This is a genomic window from Orbaceae bacterium lpD02 (assembly GCA_036251875.1).
Taxonomy (GTDB): Bacteria; Pseudomonadota; Gammaproteobacteria; order Enterobacterales; family Orbaceae; genus Orbus; species Orbus sturtevantii.
On the sequence record CP133960.1, the window covers coordinates 685288 to 704757 of the forward strand.

20 protein-coding genes are annotated in these 19470 nt (G+C 37.5%); 10 read left to right on the forward strand and 10 right to left on the reverse strand.

Going from position 1 to position 19470, the window contains the following annotated elements:
• The first annotated feature begins 191 nt into the window (after positions 1-191).
• Positions 192-683, forward strand: a complete 492-nt coding sequence (locus RHO12_02855) for a PACE efflux transporter (GenBank protein ID WVD66720.1) — start codon at positions 192-194, stop codon at positions 681-683.
• Positions 684-750: 67 nt separating this feature from the next.
• Here the strand turns inward: RHO12_02855 and rluB are convergent, their stop codons facing one another.
• From rluB to RHO12_02870, 3 genes are all read right to left on the reverse strand, one after another.
• Complete coding sequence (gene rluB, locus RHO12_02860; protein ID WVD66721.1) at positions 751-1611, reverse strand: 23S rRNA pseudouridine(2605) synthase RluB; 861 nt, start codon at positions 1609-1611, stop codon at positions 751-753.
• 75 nt (positions 1612-1686) lie between these two features.
• A complete protein-coding gene (locus RHO12_02865; protein ID WVD66722.1) occupies positions 1687-2307 on the reverse strand; it encodes an L-threonylcarbamoyladenylate synthase in 621 nt (206 codons plus the stop codon).
• 28 nt (positions 2308-2335) lie between these two features.
• Positions 2336-3184 carry a PHP domain-containing protein gene (locus RHO12_02870; protein WVD66723.1) on the reverse strand — a complete coding sequence of 283 codons (849 nt, stop codon included), beginning with the start codon at positions 3182-3184 and terminating at the stop codon, positions 2336-2338.
• 176 nt (positions 3185-3360) lie between these two features.
• Between RHO12_02870 and rraB the strand changes: the two genes are divergently transcribed.
• On the forward strand, positions 3361-3759 hold the full coding sequence (gene rraB, locus RHO12_02875; protein ID WVD66724.1) for a ribonuclease E inhibitor RraB: 399 nt from the start codon (positions 3361-3363) through the stop codon (positions 3757-3759).
• Positions 3760-3823: 64 nt separating this feature from the next.
• Here rraB and kdsA read toward each other — a convergent pair whose 3' ends face one another.
• The 4 genes from kdsA to hemA all read right to left on the reverse strand — a co-directional run bounded on the left by kdsA (position 3824) and on the right by hemA (position 7989).
• The gene (gene kdsA, locus RHO12_02880) at positions 3824-4678 is read right to left on the reverse strand and encodes a 3-deoxy-8-phosphooctulonate synthase (protein ID WVD66725.1); all 855 of its coding nucleotides are present in this window, start codon (positions 4676-4678) and stop codon (positions 3824-3826) included.
• A gap of 28 nt (positions 4679-4706) precedes the next feature.
• Positions 4707-5543, reverse strand: coding sequence for a peptide chain release factor N(5)-glutamine methyltransferase (prmC, locus tag RHO12_02885; GenBank protein WVD66726.1), 837 nt, complete (start codon positions 5541-5543; stop codon positions 4707-4709).
• Positions 5543-6625 (reverse strand): peptide chain release factor 1, encoded by a 1083-nt coding sequence (prfA, locus tag RHO12_02890; GenBank protein ID WVD66727.1) that lies wholly within the window; start codon positions 6623-6625, stop codon positions 5543-5545. The genes prmC and prfA overlap by 1 nt, the downstream gene beginning before the upstream one ends.
• Positions 6626-6705: 80 nt before the next feature.
• Positions 6706-7989: a glutamyl-tRNA reductase gene (gene hemA / locus RHO12_02895; protein WVD66728.1), complete on the reverse strand. Its 1284-nt coding sequence runs from the start codon at positions 7987-7989 to the stop codon at positions 6706-6708.
• Between the two features lie 250 nt (positions 7990-8239).
• Between hemA and lolB the strand changes: the two genes are divergently transcribed.
• From lolB to RHO12_02910, 3 genes are all read left to right on the forward strand, one after another.
• Positions 8240-8800: a lipoprotein insertase outer membrane protein LolB gene (gene lolB / locus RHO12_02900; protein WVD66729.1), complete on the forward strand. Its 561-nt coding sequence runs from the start codon at positions 8240-8242 to the stop codon at positions 8798-8800.
• Position 8801: 1 nt separating this feature from the next.
• Complete coding sequence (gene ispE, locus RHO12_02905) at positions 8802-9680, forward strand: 4-(cytidine 5'-diphospho)-2-C-methyl-D-erythritol kinase (protein WVD66730.1); 879 nt, start codon at positions 8802-8804, stop codon at positions 9678-9680.
• Between the two features lie 95 nt (positions 9681-9775).
• Positions 9776-10522 carry a MipA/OmpV family protein gene (locus RHO12_02910; GenBank protein ID WVD66731.1) on the forward strand — a complete coding sequence of 249 codons (747 nt, stop codon included), beginning with the start codon at positions 9776-9778 and terminating at the stop codon, positions 10520-10522.
• 117 nt (positions 10523-10639) lie between these two features.
• Here RHO12_02910 and RHO12_02915 read toward each other — a convergent pair whose 3' ends face one another.
• A complete protein-coding gene (locus RHO12_02915) occupies positions 10640-11956 on the reverse strand; it encodes a mechanosensitive ion channel (protein ID WVD66732.1) in 1317 nt (438 codons plus the stop codon).
• Positions 11957-12195: 239 nt separating this feature from the next.
• Here RHO12_02915 and RHO12_02920 point away from each other — a divergent pair, with 239 nt between their 5' ends.
• From RHO12_02920 to RHO12_02940, 5 genes are all read left to right on the forward strand, one after another.
• Positions 12196-15678, forward strand: a complete 3483-nt coding sequence (locus tag RHO12_02920; GenBank protein WVD66733.1) for a hypothetical protein — start codon at positions 12196-12198, stop codon at positions 15676-15678.
• Between the two features lie 4 nt (positions 15679-15682).
• A complete protein-coding gene (locus RHO12_02925) occupies positions 15683-16234 on the forward strand; it encodes a hypothetical protein (protein ID WVD66734.1) in 552 nt (183 codons plus the stop codon).
• Positions 16235-16381: 147 nt separating this feature from the next.
• Positions 16382-17818: a hypothetical protein gene (locus RHO12_02930; GenBank protein ID WVD66735.1), complete on the forward strand. Its 1437-nt coding sequence runs from the start codon at positions 16382-16384 to the stop codon at positions 17816-17818.
• Between the two features lie 4 nt (positions 17819-17822).
• Entirely contained in the window at positions 17823-18353 is a 531-nt protein-coding gene (locus RHO12_02935; GenBank protein WVD66736.1) for a hypothetical protein, read from the forward strand.
• Positions 18354-18499: 146 nt separating this feature from the next.
• Positions 18500-18718, forward strand: a complete 219-nt coding sequence (locus tag RHO12_02940; GenBank protein WVD66737.1) for a hypothetical protein — start codon at positions 18500-18502, stop codon at positions 18716-18718.
• Between the two features lie 13 nt (positions 18719-18731).
• On the opposite strand, the gene RHO12_02945 is transcribed toward RHO12_02940, so the two are convergent.
• Together RHO12_02945 and RHO12_02950 are read right to left on the reverse strand one after the other, a co-directional pair.
• The gene (locus tag RHO12_02945) at positions 18732-18905 is read right to left on the reverse strand and encodes a hypothetical protein (protein WVD66738.1); all 174 of its coding nucleotides are present in this window, start codon (positions 18903-18905) and stop codon (positions 18732-18734) included.
• Positions 18906-19064: 159 nt separating this feature from the next.
• Positions 19065-19448 carry a hypothetical protein gene (locus tag RHO12_02950; protein ID WVD66739.1) on the reverse strand — a complete coding sequence of 128 codons (384 nt, stop codon included), beginning with the start codon at positions 19446-19448 and terminating at the stop codon, positions 19065-19067.
• Positions 19449-19470: the final 22 nt, after the last annotated feature.

The following is a 19470-nucleotide window of genomic DNA, read 5'->3' on the forward strand; positions in this document are numbered from 1 at the left end:
GTATATTAACGCATGAATACGCTAATAATACAAGTTTTATTTCAATAATAAATAGCCTTAATCTAAAATTTACTTATATTATTTTAATTTGATAACAAGTTCATTATGTAACTAGAATACGGTTTATTACAGAATTTTACCGATGATAATGGTATACTGAATTCAATTTTAGCCACAAATGCATACTCTATATGAAGCCAGCTGATTTACAAAAACAACCCAAAAAGAAAGTAGAATTAATCTTTAGTGCAATACTTTATGAAATTATTGGTTCAATTCTTGCCTCTATTTCACTAAAAATAATGAGTGATTATGATGCTGTAGATACGTTCTTTTTAAGTATTATGCTTTCATTTATTGCGCTATTTTGGAATATGATATTCAATCATCTATTTGATCGCTATCTAATTAAAAAACGAGGCAATATTATAAAGTCAACTAGGGATAGGATATTACATGGTATTGGTTTTGAGGCGATCTTTTCGATTATCGCTTTAGTATTTATCATGGTTTATAAACAGATAAGTATTGTTGACGCATTCTTTATGGAAGTGTTTTTTCTGATCTTTTTTTTGGTGTATACCATTGTTTACACTTATATTTATGACGTGGTAAGAGGCCTATTTTTGGCTCGCACACAGCGTAAACGAATTACTATTATTGATGTTAAAAAAATTGAGTGACGTTAATAGTAATATAAAAACAATGATTATTAACCAGCCAAGGCTGGCTAATAATAGCCAATAAACGTTAACGTTTAGCCGTTTTGAAACTAACGGTTGGACGCTTAGCTTGAATTCGTTTAGGTTTGCTTTTTTGTTGTTCCACACTTAAAAAGCTTTTTTCTTCGGTAGATAACTGTACTAACTCACGTAAATAGTTAACTGAATTAAGATCAAGCTCGGTCCACGTGCCTCTCGATAGCCATTTGGGGAGTGAAATATTGCCATAACGCACTCGCAATAATCGGCTTACTTGTACACCTACCGCTTCCCACATACGCCTAACTTCCCGATTGCGTCCTTCGGTGATAGTCACATTAAACCATTTATTGAGTCCCTGACCACCTTGCGATTTGATTGATTTAAAAGCAGCGGGTCCATCTTCTAGTTGCACACCTTTTCGCAGGCGAAAAATTTGTTCATCGGTGACTTCACCAAATACTCGAACAGCATACTCTCGTTCAACCTCATTACTTGGGTGCATCAAACGGTTAGCAAGTTCACCATCGGTGGTAAATAGTAATAATCCTGACGTGTTAATATCAAGCCGGCCAATATTAATCCAGCGAGAATTTTTTAATTTGGGTAAATGAGTAAATACCGTTGCTCGGCCATTTGGGTCGGTTTTAGAGCAGATTTCGCCTTCAGGCTTGTAGTAAGCGAGTACCCGGCAAACGTCTTTGTCTTTTGGCCTAACCGTTATTAGATTACCATTAATACGAATTTTAGGTTGATTACGAATATCAATTCGATCACCTAAAGTTGCAATCTTACCATCAACACTAATTTTTTTGGCGGCAATCATCGCTTCAATCTCACGACGCGAGCCGTGACCTAAATTAGCCAGTACTTTTTGTAGCTTTTCAGTATTATCGTTAGGTTTTTTCATTTTCCCTCGTTACCTTCCCAGGTATCATTAGTTAATAATCAATGTAAAGTCGTTTAATATCGCTTATAAAATTTGTTATTCAAAAGGTGTGGTATCACCACTGCCTTTACGAATAACATCAGGATAGTCATTGGTTAAATCCACTATTGTAGTGGGTTGTTCACCAATATAACCACCATGAATAATCGCATCAAGTAAATGACCAATTTTTTCCTCAATCTCTTCTGGATCAGATTGGGCAAAATCATCATTAGGCAAAATTAAAGTAGAGGTCATTAACGGTTCACCAAGCAGTGCCAATAAGCTCAAATCAATTTTATTATCAGGGATTCGAAGGCCAATAGTTTTACGCTTTTCATTCATTAAGCGCCGTGGCACCTCTTTACTCGCCTCGAGAATAAAGACATAACGCCCTGGAGTATTATTTTTTAATAACCTAAATGTGGTATTATCTACATATGCATAAGCAGATAACTCAGATAAATCACGGCACATTAAGGTAAAATTATGATTTTTATCCAGATCTCTAATTTTACAAATACGATCTAAACCATATTTATTATCCAATAGACAGCCAATCGAGTAGCCAGAATCGGTTGGAAAAGCAATAACGCCCTGATTCTTTAATATCTTAACGACTTGTTCCAATAATCGTGCTTGTGGATTATCAGGGTGCACATAAAACATTTCAGCCATAATTTAATTATTTCCTATTATTCTTCTACTATAAAGTCCAATTATGCCAAATCGGCGTCACACTTTGTGGTAACGGTTGGGTTTTACCGAGATCTAAATAGTTCATTGCATCATGAAAATCCGAACCTTGCGAAGCTAGCAAATCAAAATCGACTGCACATTTGGCTAATATATTAAGTTCATCAATGGTTTGTCGACTTTGTGAGACTTCAATGGCATCCCCTGCTTGCAGTTTAAAATAAGCGATTAATGTACGCATTTTACTTAGTGTAAAATCATAACGAGACGGATGCGCTAAAACAGCTTGCCCGTTAGCCTGATGAATCACTGCAATCGCCTCTTCTATTGTTGTCCATTTGGGTGCAACATAAGCATAACCTGATTTACCTAGGTATTTTTTAAATGCATGTTTCATGTCTTTTACGTAACCGTTAGCAATTAAAAAACGGGCAAAATGTGCACGAGAGACGATATCGCCTTGAGCATAAATTTGCGCTTGAGCATAAGCGTCGTCAATACTAACTTTTTTAAGTTTATAAGCAATCTCTTTCGCGCGTTCAATCCGTTGGTTTTCTTGGGCGATTAACAGTGCATTTAACGGCTGGCTTGCGGTATTAATATTGAGCCCTACGATATGAATTTCAGTGCTTTTCCAGTAGGTTGAGATTTCAACGCCATTAATTAAATGGAGAGGTAAATGATGTTGCTCAATATATTGATGCGCTGCCGCAAGCCCTTTAATGGTATCATGATCAGTTAGGGCTAAAACGTTTACTTGATTATCGACCGCCCTTTGCATCAATTGTGCTGGGGAGAATGTACCGTCAGAGGCGGTTGAATGGCAATGAAGATCATAACAGTACGATAGGTTAGTCATTAAATGATACACATCTCTTTTTATACTATAATTAGCTACTACAATAGAGTAATAACGAAAATATTATTTATCCACACACTAAACTTAATAAAAGATTATTCTTTATCAGAGAAACGTGTAATATACCACACAATATTCGTTATTTCCCATTATATATTTTGTCATATAGGTTTACTATGAAAACGCAAATTGAGCGAGCCCAACACGATACTTATTCCATTATTGAAGAACTATTAAACGATGGTAGCGATCCCGATGCACTCTATTTAATCGAACATCATATATCGTCAACTGACTTTGATGCACTTGAAAAGTTCGCCGTCGAGGCTTTTAAACTTGGTTACGAAGTGACTGACCCTGAAGATATGGATGATGAAGATGAGCAAGAAATTGTCTGTTGCGATGTTATTGCCGAAATTCCATTAGATGGAGAGCTGATTAATAAGCAAATTACCCAGTTAATTGAACTAGCTAATACGTTTGCCGTTAGTTATGATGGTTGGGGCACCTACTTTGAAGATGGTGAAGATCAAGATTATGAGGATGAAGAGGACGACAACGAAACACTTCATTAACTGATTAACTAAGTGCATCGTTCGATGCACTTAGTTATAATGATGCCGTTATCAATTTTCAGTATCAATGTTCGGTATCAATATCCTCAAAATTTTTCACTAACTCATCGATCGCTTTCATCTGCTGTAAGAATGGCTCAAGTTTAGCTAGCGGTAGTGCCGAAGGACCATCACATTTTGCATGAGCGGGATCGGGATGCGACTCAATAAATAAGCCTGCAATACCAATTGCCATACCTGAACGAGCAAGTTCAGTCACTTGTCCCCTTCTGCCACCTGATGCTGCCCCCATCGGATCACGGCATTGTAATGCATGTGTCACATCAAAAATAACAGGCGAACCGTTGCTAGCTTTTTTCATTATGTTAAAACCAAGCATATCAACAACTAAGTTATCATAACCAAAGCAGCTACCACGATCACAAAGAATAATCTGGTCGTTACCTGCTTCTGCAAATTTTTCAACAATATTACCCATTTGACCAGGGCTAGTAAATTGTGGTTTTTTTACATTAATTACCGCACCAGTTTGTGCCATTGCCACAACTAAATCTGTTTGTCTGGCTAAAAAGGCGGGTAACTGAATCACATCGACAACTTCTGCAACTGGCTTGCATTGTTCTTGAGTGTGAACATCAGTAATAATTTTTACCCCAAATGTATTTTTTAGCTCTTGAAATAGCTTCATCCCTTCTTCAAGTCCTGGTCCGCGATAAGAGTGTACCGATGAGCGATTAGCTTTATCAAATGAGGCTTTAAACACATAAGGGATATTTAATTTCTCTGTCACTGTGACATAATGTTCACAGATTTTCATTGCTAAATCTCTTGACTCTAGAACATTCATTCCACCAAACAGTACAAAAGGAAGATCATTTGACACCGAAATATTACCAATTTTAACAATTTTTTGTTTCATTTTCTTTTCCTACTCGTTGTATTCAAAATTATGGCTTAAACCACCGTCCAACCGTTACTCGTTCATTACCACTATAATCGGTATAGGTTTTAACTAACTGAAAACCACGTTGTTTAAAAATCGTCTGTACCGCTTGACCCTGTTTCCAACCATGTTCAATTAATAACCAACCATATTGATTAAGGTGCCTTGTTGCACCTTGTACAATCAGTTTAATATCGGCAAAACCATCATCTTCAGAAACTAATGCACTAAGGGGTTCGTAACGCACATCACCTTGCGATAAATGAACATCGGTGGATTCAATATAAGGGGGGTTGCTTGTTATCATCGAAAACTTACGCCCTTTGGTCGGTTTATACCAATTACCTTGCAAAAAATAAACATTGTTTACCCCAATTTGCTTTGCATTAGTTTGGGCAAGCACTAATGCCTCTTGGCTTTTATCTACAGCGGTAAAAAGGCAATCTGGTCTTTCTGTCGCCATCGCAATAGCAATAGCGCCGCTTCCGGTCCCTAAATCTAACACTTCACATGGCGTGGTTGGTAAACACTCTAACGCTAACTCAACCAGTTTTTCGGTATCTGGTCGAGGAATTAAGGTTGCCGAAGAGACATTAAAGTTAAGTGACCAGAACTCTTTAACACCCGTAATGTAGGCAATTGGCTCACCAGCATAGCGGCGCTTTAAAAAGGCCTCTAATTGTTCTAACTGTAATTCGGTTAACCTTGTTTCACAAAATGCCATTAAAAAGGTGCGAGTACGCCCCGTGACAAACCCTAATAAAATTTCTGCATCGCGCCGTGGGCTATCACCGCCGTTTAACCTTTGTGTCGCTTGTTTTAACCACTCTAAGTAGGTCATTACTCTTGATCCGATAATGCAGCCAACTGATCTGCTTGATATTCCTGTACAATCGGGTCAATTAGCATTTCTAGCTTACCTTCCATCGCTTCATCTAAACGATATATCGTTAAATTAATACGATGATCTGTCACGCGACCTTGCGGGTAGTTATAAGTTCTAATTCGATCTGAGCGATCTCCTGACCCTAATAAGTTACGTCTCGTTGATGCTTCTTCCTGCTGACGTTTTTGTCTTTCCGCATCTTGAATACGAGCCGCTAATACTGACATGGCTTTAGCTTTATTTTTATGCTGCGATCGTTCATCTTGACACTCAACAACAATCCCCGTTGGAATGTGGGTAATACGGATTGCCGAATCCGTGGTATTAACGTGCTGACCGCCGGCACCTGATGATCTAAAAGTATCTATCCGTAAATCAGCAGGGTTAATCTCTGGTAGATCGGCTTCGGGGACTTCGGGCAACACTGCCACAGTACAAGCTGAGGTATGTATACGTCCTTGCGATTCAGTTTCCGGTACACGTTGTACTCGGTGCCCGCCAGACTCAAATTTTAAATTGCCATACACATTATCACCGCTTACCAGCAATATTACCTCTTTATAGCCACCATGTTCGCCATCATTGCTACTTAAAATTTCGGTACGCCAATGTTTGGTTTCCGCGTATTTGGTATACATTCTAGCTAAGTTACCGGCAAATATTGCGGCTTCATCACCACCAGTACCGGCCCTGATCTCTAAGAAACAGTTATATTCGTCATTCGGATCTTTGGGTAATAGCAGCAGTTGAAGCTGATTTTCTTGCTGCTCAACCTTAGATTTAGCTTCATCCAATTCTTCTTGTGCCATTTCACCCATTTCAGGATCAGAGAGCATCATTTTAGCCGTTTCAATATCGTCTTGAGTTATCTTCCACTGCTCAAAACATTTAACTACATCCGTTAATTGGGCGTATTCTTTCGATAATGAACGAAAGCGATTTTGGTCGGCAATAACATTTGGATCAGATAATAATGCCTGAACTTCTTCAAATCGTTCGGTTAGTACTTCTAATTTAGCAATAATGGATGGTTTCATATAAAAGGGACGCCTTTTTATCTATTGATTTTTTCTTATTAAAAATAATTATATATGGATTGTTAAGAACATTAACTAAGCTAATGTTCTTTAAGACCAAGACAATCACTCAATACTTTTAGACAATCATCACAGTCTTTAGTTGCAGCGTGAAGTAACGTTTGGGTAGGAGCATGAATAAGTCGATTAGTAAGCTGATAAGATAATTTAGTTAACACATCATCAATGTTACTGCCTTGCTTAATCGCTGAGATAGCTTTATCAGTAAGTTCGAGTTTAATTGTTTCTGCTTGCTCACGATATTGTTTGATTAAATCAACGGCATTACGTGAACGTAGCCATGTCATAAACGATTCGGCTTCTTCTGCAATAATATATTCAGCTTCTTTAGCAGCAATGGCTCGTTGTTCTAAATTAGATTGTACGGTTCTTTGTAAGTCATCAATGGTAAACAGGTGTACATCAGTCAACCCTACAATCTCGCCTTCAATATCTCTTGGCACCGCTAAATCAATAAATAACATTTTACTATTGATGGATTTAGCTTTACGTAATGCTATCGACCGTTCAACCATTCCTTTACCTATAATAGGTAATGGGCTAGCCGTTGAGCTGATCACAATATCTACGTCGGATAAACGAACCGCTATATCAGGTAAAGCAATGATTTCAGCATCCATTAAATTAGCAAGCTTCAATGCCTTTTCACGTGTTCTATTCGCTACAATGATTTTATTAAAACCATGCGGTTTAAGGTAGCGAGCAATGAGTTCAATTGTTTCACCTGCCCCAACTAGCATAATATTTAACTCTTTGGTTGATTTGAATAATTGTCGAGCAACAAGGCAAGCGGAATAAGCAACCGATGCAGAATTAGAGCCGATATCCGTCTCAGTACGAACACGCTTGGCGACATGAAAAATGCGTTGAAATAACTTTGCCAACTCGCTACATAAACAGTTATTTTGCTGAGAATAACTATATGCATGTTTTACTTGCCCAAGTATTTGTGGCTCCCCAATAATCATTGAGTCGATGCCGCTGGCGACTTTCATTAAATGCTCTACCGCAACTTTGCCATCATACCAGTACAGGCAATGCTGATAATCATGTAAAGCAATATGATGGTACTTGCATAGCCACTGCTCAATCGACACTTTGATTCTTGCCAAATCAGACAAGTGTTCAAAACTGACATAGATCTCAGTGCGGTTGCATGTCGATAAAATGACACAACCGCTTAGTAGAGGGTGTTGATATAAACTATATAGCGCTTTATCGATAGTATCAGGAAAAAAGGCAATTTTTTCCCTTAGTGCGACAGGAGCTGTTTTATGGTTAATACCTAGAATTGCGATAGACATGCTCAATGATTTCTTTAATTTCACTAATAACATTAATGGTATTTTATTGCCGCTAATTATACACAATAAAGCAAAAAAAGTTAATAGCTTAAAACAATGAAATACAATCGATTCCATTAATCATCAGTATTCGTTATAATAGCAGCATTCTCCTGTCTTTTGCGGCGTTTCTAAAATGCATTTATTGGCTAAATTTTATAAAATTGTTGTTTTATTTCTTGTTGTTACTTTAATCGCTGCTTGTAGTAATATGCAACACAAATTTGATGAACAAAGCCAACAAACAGCAAGGCAGAATCATCAACACGCTTTGTCCACCTTAGTAGCTTATCAAGCAACGGGTAGCATGTCTTATATTACCAGTAGTTCAAAATATTATGGCCGATTTTTTATTAATCAATTTTCTGACAATCAATATCAATTAAAATTAACAACGCCTGTTGGATCGCCCATTTTTTCACTCACAGTGACCCCTTATTTAGCTGAATTAACCGATCGAGATGGTAAAAAGTACACCGATGAAAATGTTGAGCGTTTAATGGCTAAGCTGACTGGAATGGATATTCCGTTTAAATCACTGCATAATTGGTTTAAAGGGTTATCTAATAATTTAAATCAAGATAAATGGGATGCACAAGGTCGGCTAGCAACAACAACCTTATCGCAAGACAACCAAAATTGGTTATTAACCATCAGCAAGTATACGACTTACCGCTTAGCTAATAAAAATATTGATCTCCCCGCTAGGATCGAGATGGTTAATAAAAATAACAGACTAAAAATGACAATTAATAACTGGAAACTCAACTAACATGCTCGACTTTGCCTGCTGGCCCTCACCCGCTAAACTTAATTTATTTTTATATATTACGGGCCAAAGAGCAGACGGCTATCATAATTTACAAACGCTTTTTCAGTTTATTGATTATTGTGATTATCTTTATTTTAAACCACGCCTAGATAATAAAATTTGTTTACTAACTGAATTTACTGACGTTAAACATGATGATAATTTAATTGTTAAATCTGCTAATCTACTATTGGATTATGCAAAGCAACAACAGCTTGCATTGCCAAATATTTACGGTATGGATATTACGATTAACAAAAAACTCCCCATGGGAGGCGGACTTGGCGGTGGCTCATCTAATGCGGCAACGACCTTGGTTGCACTAAATCATTTATGGCAATTAGCGCTATCTACCGACCAGTTAATGGCAATTGGTAGCCGACTTGGCGCAGATGTAGCGGTATTTATTTTTGGTCATAGTGCTTTTGCCCAAGGTATTGGTGATCAGTTACAAGCCGTAAAACCTGCTGAAAATTGGTATTTAGTTATTAGGCCTGCGGTTGCCATCTCAACCAAATTTATATTCACCCACTCAGAATTAAAACGTGACACGGTAAAAAGAGAGCTTAAGCAACTACTTACGCTACCGTTTAGCAATGATTGTGAGCCTGTCGTGTGTAAGCTTTACCCACCAATAGAATCGTTAATTCAGCTATTATCAACCAAATGCCCAACCCGCTTAACCGGCACTGGATCATGTATTTTTTGTCAATGTGATAGCAAAGAGCAAGCTGAACACTTACAACATTGGTTAACACAAAATAACACTACGGTAAAGCTAGACACTTTTATCGCCAAAGGGACCAATCAATCACCGTTAACGCAAAAATTGATTTTTTAATTTATACTATTGAATTTTATAACTATTTTATTTACAACTTTGCCAAACTTGCTCCTAAGTTTAAACACTTAGAACAAGCAATAAAGAGATATGATATGAAAAAGGCACTACCACTAATTAGCTTACTACTATCTTCTAGCCTATTGGCTGCTGAGCCTGAACATAATATCGGCATTGGATTGAGTGGTTCATGGGAAAAGTCGCCTTATGTTGGTGAAAACAGGCCGTTTTCGATACTTCCGCTTATTGATTATGATTCTAACTCTCTATTTATATCGGGCACTTCTGGTGGTATTCATTTATGGCAAAATAATAACCAGCAAATCGACTTGGCTTTTGAATATCAATCATTTGAGCTAAAACCATCAAATAATGATGATCCACGCATGAAACAACTGGATCGCCGCAAAACAACGCTATTAGGCGGCCTTGCTTATTCGATCATTACGCCATATGGTCAGTTATCGGCTGAGGCGCTAATTGATACCTTACATAATAGCCAAAGTGTTTCTATTGATGTCGAATATGCAGGTTACTTACAGCTAACTCAACAGCTAGCGCTGATCCCACAAGTGGGCGCAACATGGTATAACCACAAACATAATAGCTATTATTATGGCGTGAGTAAAAAAGAGTCATTGCATAGTGGTTTTGCCAGCTATCAACCGGCGAGTAGCCTCACTCCCTATCTTACCTTAACCTCAATTTATAAATTTAATCCTACCTGGTCTGCCGTTTTTGAGTATGAATATAATTTGCTGAGCCATGAAGTAAAAAACAGCCCGATTGTTGATCGAAATAATACCAGTACCATAAGTGTAGGTTTGCTCTTTTATTTTTAAACAAAATTGTGTCGCATATTGCGTTATAGTAAATAGGAGTAGCGAATATTCGCATCGCCAAATACCATATGGTGTTTGCTTTTTAACTCAGCTATGTTGCTTTTACCCTGATACTGTTTACGCTTTATTGGCAATCGGTTTAACGACATCTTGTTGCATATTAAGATTGACATCTAAACTATCGCTAGCGGCCGTAGCAGCGTAAATTTGTAAATCAAAATAGCTAACAGAGGATAATAAATGCCCCATTACCTCTGCTAATATCGCCTCATATTCAGCCCAAATGCAGGTATTTGTAAATGCATAAATTTGCAGCTGTACACCTTCATCGGTAATACCGATTTGGCGAACTAATTGCGTTGCTGAACTATTAATTTTGGGATGATTATTCAAGTACCACCTAGCGTACTCCATAAAGAGATCACAATTGGTAAGTTGATGCAGGTTAATGGCAACGGTTTTATCAACATCTAATGCCGCATTGCGCTGTTGGTACTCATGATTGGTTTTCATAATATAGTCGCTAAGCCCACCAACCGTTTTAAAATGCTCAAGTTCCATATCAGTTAAAAAGCGAATATCCTTCGATATAATCGTGATATTACGAACAAACCGCCTATTACCGGATTCCTGCATCGCACGCCAATTTTGAAAAGATCCAGAAGCAAGTGAATAAGTCGGTACCGTTGTTAAGGTGTTATCATAATTTAAAATTTTAATCGTTGTTAATGAGATTTCTTTCACAATACCATCTGCACCATATTGCGACACAGTGATCCAATCCCCTTCATGTACCAGATTGTTCATGGTAATTTGCACACTACCAACAAATCCCATAACGGTATCTTTAAATAGCAAGATTAAAATTGCCGATGCGGCGCCAAGAGCGGTCATAACTGATACTAAAGAACGATGCGTTAATATTGAAAAAACGAGTAAACATGCGACACTGATCAGAATGATGCGAATAACTTGTAAATAACCATCGAAGGGAATGTTATTGTAATTACGCTTTTGGGCTAATAATTTAGCCATGACCTGTATAAAAGACATAATCACGTTCATAACAATAAAGACAATATAAATGCTCAAGATCGCCTGCATCAATAAAATAAAATTAGGGTAATCAAAAAATATTAATGGTACTAGCGATTCAACCAAGGCAATATTCACTAGCCAGATCACATGACGTAGAAAGTGATAATGTAGTAAATATTTAAAAAAAGCAGAGTGCAATTTGTCATTAGCTTTAACCAATAAATACCGACAGACATTATGCGTAATTTTTTGGAAAATATAGCTAAAAATGAATAACAAAACAATTGAGATTAGCATAAAGGCAAAGCCTTGCCATACATAAGGAATATTGAGCCATTTAATAAATCTGTGTATTACCGACGAAAATCCTAAAAAATCATGATCAATCACTGGCATAACAAACACCCTATTTAAATAGAATCAATATATAGTAGGGTATAACAGGCAGTAAAAGCAAATAGTTTCCTAGGTGTTAGGTAAAAGAGAAAACCTTGCTAGGCAAGGTCTCAGATTGTTGACAAATAAGGAACTTTTTATAGCCGCCGAGCCACTAACTGTTTTCGGTAATAGTCAAAAAAAATGGTTGTGTTAAAATTCTGTGCCTAAAATAAAATAGTGACCAAGGACGAGTTACCATGACAATAAAAAAAGTTACCCATTTTATCTTCCCCGTTGGCGATAAAATATTGAGCCAAGATGCCTACTATCGCGCCCTGTCCGAGGCGAAAAATGGTTTTTATCCGTTTAGCGAAAATGGCTTATGGCATGGTGGCATTCATATTGATGATGGCGTGTTTAAAAACGTCAGTCGTAATGACAATATGCTTCGCTGTATGGCGCAGGGTGAAGTAATTGCCTATCGGGTCAACTCGGTTTACCCAAAAGTAATCTATGAAGACACGCTGCCCCCTACGTCACCATTAGTGAATGGTCGAGAACGCGTGGCCTATTTTTCAACCGGTTTTACCTTAGTCCGTCACTATTTTGCTATGCCCAAGGTGGCAGGTGAAACAGATCCCCCGCCAAGCATAACGCTTTATAGTTTATATATGCATCAACTCGATTGGTATGGTTATCAGCAATTGGCCAAAGAAGCGTCCTTAGCGCAGCCGCAGTACTGGCACTTAATATCAGGGCGCGTGAGCAGTTACTGCAAAGACCCAATCAGAGGTACCATTGTCCGTCATAATGGCGCCAAAACCCCTGGCGTCGCCTTATTACTTAAAGGTAGCAAAATCAAGCTTGGCGACCAAATTAATAAGAGCGGATGGTATAAATTAGAATCGATTATTGAAGGTGGCTTAGTAAACAGCAATGGAACGTTTTACACAGACTTGGTGTCAATAACCGGATATGTGTTCGGTAAAGAGATTGGCTCCATTGAGTCCGATCCCACAGCCCATAAAAATACGGTTTATACGGTAAATAAAGACAATAACGATAAAATTGGTTCACCGGAGGTTAGCGTAGCGGGGATTACGGTATACGCCAATAAAGAGGGTAAGGATGTTTTAGCCTACTTGCCCAAAGAGACACGGTTTGAGTTTGATGGGCAAGAAGATGGCTATGCAAAAATTAAAAAAATTCAAACCAATTATATCCCTACAAGCTTAAAAGTTGAAGGTGGTGCAACGGCTGATTCGCCGCACCACGGTTGGGTAAAGGTCGCGAACTTAACTGAACTGGGCTATGAACCTAAAGCGCTTGATAAGGTGGTGGTACTCGATAGTCCGATGGCGATTAGTGCCGGTGACTTTATCGGCTATTTAGGACACAATGTGAGTAGTAATGGTCAGTTTTCACAAGCTAAAAGGCAAGTTTTAGCCACTGAAAAACGCCCTTCTAATCACAAACTCACCTTACAAGGGCACGTGGAATTATTTACCTGTGATGATTTACCGGCGTTTATCACTAAAACCCGTCTACTTGCCGATAAGTTACCAGAGAGCGAAAAAAACCTTATCTTAGTTGAAGAAGGGGCGCAGCTTATTAGTGAAAGCCCAAGTGATGGCGAAATATTAACCGGTCGGTACATTAGCCTGATTGGCTCACCGCGTGAGAGTTGCTATATACAGGCGCATGTTTATTATGTGCTTAATATCAATCGCCAGCACTGTCATGCTGAGCAAGTTATTGAAGCGCATACCTTACCTGATGGCGCATGGGATAGTCTTGCTGCCCCTCAGCCAACCACCTACCGCTTAACTGCGGCAGATAAAGCGCAACTGATTACTTACTATCAATTTCAATATCCAGAGTTAACGGTTGCTAATATTCCTGATACAGCGCTGCTTATTGGTTATGCGTCGTCATTTTCTGACTCCAGCCTGAGCACCTTATCAGACGGTAACACGCACCATGGCGCGCGTGATGAAGTACAGCTGCGCTTTAGTTTAGTGGGCGGTGACAGCGCTTATTGGGTTAACGCATGTGATGTTATGCACTTGCAAGGTGGCGAAGGTCAGTTAAATCAGCCTATCGCCTATTGGCAGACCTTCCCTTTAACCTTAACAAACTTGCCTGCGGCAGATAACTCTAATACCGTTTATTACCCACGCACGCTACCGCTTGCCTCACTTAAGAGTGATAACCATATCGCTATCGATAAGGAGGCTAATCACTGGGCCTATATTACCGCCGGTAATCAACTCGGCAGCCCGATTAGGGGATGGGTGAATATTAGCAAAGGCGCTACTGATTATCGCCAGCCGCATATTAAACGGGTCAGCCCATGGGCATGGACAGGTTATTCAACCATCAAAGAGACCGCCAATGTGGCTAACTTTGTTGAAAAGCAACAGACTAATCGTAAGATGACGTTAGATTTAAATGATTACACTGAATCAATGTCGGCAATGCACCATATTTTAACGAAAACGCCCCTTAGCAAGGCGCTGCCTTACGTTTTACCGCCCTTCACCCATAAACAGCTACAAATGGGATTACAAACACCGTGGACAGCGGAGCTTATCGGCCGCTTAGCGATAAACTATGAGAGTGAATGGTATGCAGACCAAAGCTTAAGCAAATGGAATGAGATTGATGAGCTTTATCAAAAACAGACCGAGCAAAAACGCCAAGCGATTATTGATGAGTTAACTAAAGCAGAGATAACTGCTCCAGTGTTACGTCAACATGCGTGTAGGATACTCGATAAAAACGCTGCCTACCGAATAAATGAATGGCAGTTAGAAAAACAACACCGCATTAAACCCTCGCTATGGTGGGATGAAGTGGCTAAGGCACAGGCAGCAAAAAGCACAACAGATACAACAGCAACACCTAACCAGCCAGTCTTATCCAACTTAGCAGCAGACGGTAAAGCGTGGTATTTGCATCCAGTGGGGATGACGGAGTTTGTTGTTGGCGACTTATTGATAACAATGGAAATGTTGTTAGCCGCTCATCCTAGGGGATCGAAAGACTATTATAATGAAATATTACCTTATCTTAATCAGTATGCTATTGCATATAAATTGACTCAACCTAAAGAAATAGCCCATTTTTTATCTCAAATTGGTCATGAAAGTGGATTTAGAATTATAAATGAAAACTTGGGTTATAGTGGTCAGAGAATGAAAATGAAGTTTGGTTGTAAGAAAGGGGAAGCGCATTATAATGCAACGACTGACAGTTGTGACTTGGGACAACTTAGACCTAAATTGTGGGCAAGTACCGCCCATTATGAAAAAAATCCAGAGCACTTAGGTAATTATGTTTATGCCAATAGGATGGGTAATGGAGATGAATCTTCTGGAGATGGCTATCGTTACAGAGGGCGCGGAGTTATTCAATTAACCGGAAAAGATGCCTATCGCAATTTTACTAGAGTTCATAATCGAAATAATCCAGATGACATTCAAGATTTCGTAGCTAGTCCAGATTTACTTATAAGTTCAGTACAATATGGTATTGAATCAGCGTTTGTATTTTGGTTTACTAAAACAGGAAAACCTAATCCAGCCGTAAATACTTTTGTGAACCTACGTGATCTAGCTAAATCAGGAACAGTTAAAGAAGTTACTCAACTAGTTAATGGTGGACAAAATGGTTATGCAGACAGAAAACAGAGATTTAATCGAATTGCAAGGCTGTTTGCCTTGAGAGAAGAGGAATAGGCATATGTTAAAAATACTTCATATTTTATGCGTTGTTTCGTGCTTATTATTTTCAACATTTATTTTTAGTCATCAAAACGAAACTATAGTACACGGACCATTTAATATATCTTGGTGTGGTAATGGGCAATTTTATTTTGAAGAAACCCATGATTTAGAATACCCCATACATTTTATTTTAGAATGTGGGGATGAAAAAAAAATAATAGATAGATACTATGTTGATGGTGCAAATTTTATTATTTTGTCAAATAGACAGAAACCAGACATGGGAATAGAATCAGTTTTCTTTCAAGAGATTGGTTCGAAAAAACATTTATTTGTCATAATCAAAAGAAATATAACACATCGAGCTTTAGGTATTAATGGTGATGATTATAGAGTTTATGCTTATGAGAATTCCCCAAAGAATATTATTCAATTGGATAAAAATATTATGAAAGATAATAATTTGTCGGGCTTTGAAGGCGAATCCGATGGAGAAGAGTCTCACTTTAAATATAAAACAGCTGCTGAAGTAAAAAAATACATTAAAGAGACATATAATAAAAAATAAATATATCGCTCAGGTAAAATTAAACCGATGCGTAGCCTACTGCTAGAATAAATTAAGGCTAAAAATCATATCGCAATTGGTGATAATGCGAATAACTGAGCCTATATTACCGCTGGTAGTCAACACGGCAGCTCGATTAGCGGGTGAGTGAATATTAGCAAAGGCGCCACTAATTACCGCCAGCCGCATATTAAACGGGTAAGCCCATTGGCATGGACAGGATATTCAACCATCAAAGAGACGGCTAATGTGGCTAACTTTGTTGAAAAGCTACAGACTAATCGTAAGATGACGCTAGACTTAGCCGATTACACCGATACCATGTCGGCAATGCACCATATTTTAACTAAGACGCCTTTTAGCAAGGCGCTGCCTTACACTTTACCTCCTTTCACCCATAAACAGCTGCAAGAGGGATTACGCACACCGTGGACGGCAGAGCTTATCGGCCGCTTAGCGATAAATTATGAGAGTGAATGGTACAGCGATGAAAACTTAAGCAAATGGAATGAGATTGATGAGCTTTATCAAAAGCAGACCGAGCAAAAACGCCAAGCGATTATTGACGAGTTAACTAAAGCCAATATAACTGCTCCAGCGTTACGTCAACATGCGTGTGGGATACTCGATAAAAACGCTGCATACCGAATAAATGAATGGCAGTTAGAAAAGCAACACCGCATTAAACCGTCGCTCTGGTGGGATGAAGTCGCTAAGGCGCAGGCAGCAAAAAGTACAACAGCAACACCTAACCAGCCAGTGTTATCCAATTTATCAGCAGATGGGAAAGCGTGGTATTTGCATCCGGTGGGGATGACGGAGTTTGTTGTTGGCGACTTATTGATAACAATGGAAATGTTATTAGCGGCTCACCCTTGGGGGGCAAAAGACTATTATAATATAATATTACCTTATCTAAATCAGTATGCTGCAGCATACAAATTGACTGAAGCTAAAGAAATAGCCCATTTTTTATCTCAAATTGGCCATGAAACTGGATTTAAAGCAGATAGTGAAGATCTTTATTACAAACAACAAATAATGAAAAAAACTTTTGGCTGTAAAGGAGGGAAGAAAAATTATAATAAAGAAACAGATAGTTGTGATTTAGGGAAACTAAGGTCAAAATTATGGACAAATACGTCATATTATGAAAAAAATCCAGAGCACTTAGGTAATTATGTTTATGCCAATAGAATGGGTAATGGGGATGAATCATCTGGAGATGGCTATCGTTACAGAGGACGAGGAGTTATTCAATTAACTGGAAAGGATGCCTATCGCAATTTTACTAGAGTTCATAATCGAAATAATCCAGATGACGTTCAAGATTTCGTAGCTAGTCCTGATTTACTTGCAAGTTCCAAACAATATTATATTGAATCAGCGTTTGCATTTTGGTTTACTAAAACAGGAAAACCCAATCCAACCGTAAATAGATTCGTGAACCTACGTGATTTAGCTAAATTAGGTACGGTTCAAGAAGTCACTCAGCTAGTTAATGGTGGACAAAATGGTTATGCAGATAGAAAACAGAGATTTAATCGAATTTCAAGGCTGCTTGGTTTAATAGAAGAGGAATAAGCGTATGTTAAAAACACTTCATATGTTATGCATTGTTTTGTGTTTAGTATTTTCATCCTTCGTTTTTAGTCAGCAAAACGATCCTATTATGCATGGGCCATTTAAAACTAATTTATATAATGATGGTGAGCTTTATTTTGAACAGACATCAAATTTTGAATACCCTATAAATTTTGTTTTAAAATATCAATGTGATAGAGAAATTAAAAAATATATTATTGATAGATATTCTCATAATGGTGGTGTACCAGAAATAGAATCTTTATTTTTTTATAAAATAAATGAAGTTCCTTATGTTTTCACTATAGTTTTATGGAATATAAACCATCGAGGTATTGGTACATATGGTCAATATTACCAAGTATATGGATATAAAAAAAATAATGGAAATATTTTAATTAAAGATGAAACTATTGAATATGATAATAATCTATCAGGTATAGAAGGAAGTGATAATGGAGAAGAGTCTCACTTTAAATATAAAACAGCTGCAGAAGTAAAAAAATATATTAAAGAGACATATAATAAAAAATAAATATATTGCTCAGGTAAAATTAAACTGGTGCGTAACCTACTGCTAGAATAAATTACTTTTCTGAAACAAGAGAACGAGGTTCCGTTTCTTATTTTAATAGATATGATCCAATTCTTGCAGACTCCGCGGTAAGAAAAAAAGTAGCTATGTTAAATGGTAACACTTTGCAGGGTGATGGTTATAAATATAGAGGCCGAGGATTAGTACAGCTAACATGGAAAAATAATTATCAAGCGGCAACAAATTATTTTAATATTGATTTTATTAATAATCCAGACAAAGCTAGCGAGTATGGTTATGCTGTACCTATAATGATCCTCGCCAAAATATTAGACAGTGCTTGCCTCTATAAATGTGTTATTTAGGTAGTACTGCTTTTCATATTGTTCTGGCGATATCCATCCTGTATTGATAGATGATCTCAGTTTCCCTTCTGGTATCAATCCTTTTATTTTTTCTAGTTGGTTTAATTCCTAATAAATTGGTAATACTATCAGAAGAAAAGTCATCACCATAAATCATAAATTCCACCATCACTTTTGTTTTAGACATTTCTAAAAAGCCTCCTTGTAAAAACAAAACTGTTGATAGGCTACTCCATCTGGTCATATTTATGCACTAAGGCCAGTTGAGATCTATAAAAAAACAATACCTACAAAAGCTTCTAAATATATTTCTGTAGGTATTTTGTTTTTCATAATTTGATTATTTTTACTCGTTACTCTCTAAAACTACTCCTAACAATAAGCACTGTAGCCAGCATAAATTATTAATAGACACTATATGGTAGGCTAATTTAAAGAACTCTTTAATTTGTGCTGGATTTTCCATAGCAATATATACTAATTCTAAAATGTCACCTATCATATACCCAACTATAGGATATAAAATTAATCTTATAACTTTAAATGAGACTAGACTATGAACTAATATAGCAGCTATTAAAGCAAAGAAAATCCCAATAAATACATATACATACATAATTCTATGGATCGTATAATCAAAGCCTTTCAACCATAAAAATGTAATAAAATAACTAAATACTATTGTAATTATTATAAAAAAATACTTACGTGATAATTTTGTTATTTCCATAATCCCCCCTAAACTAAATAAT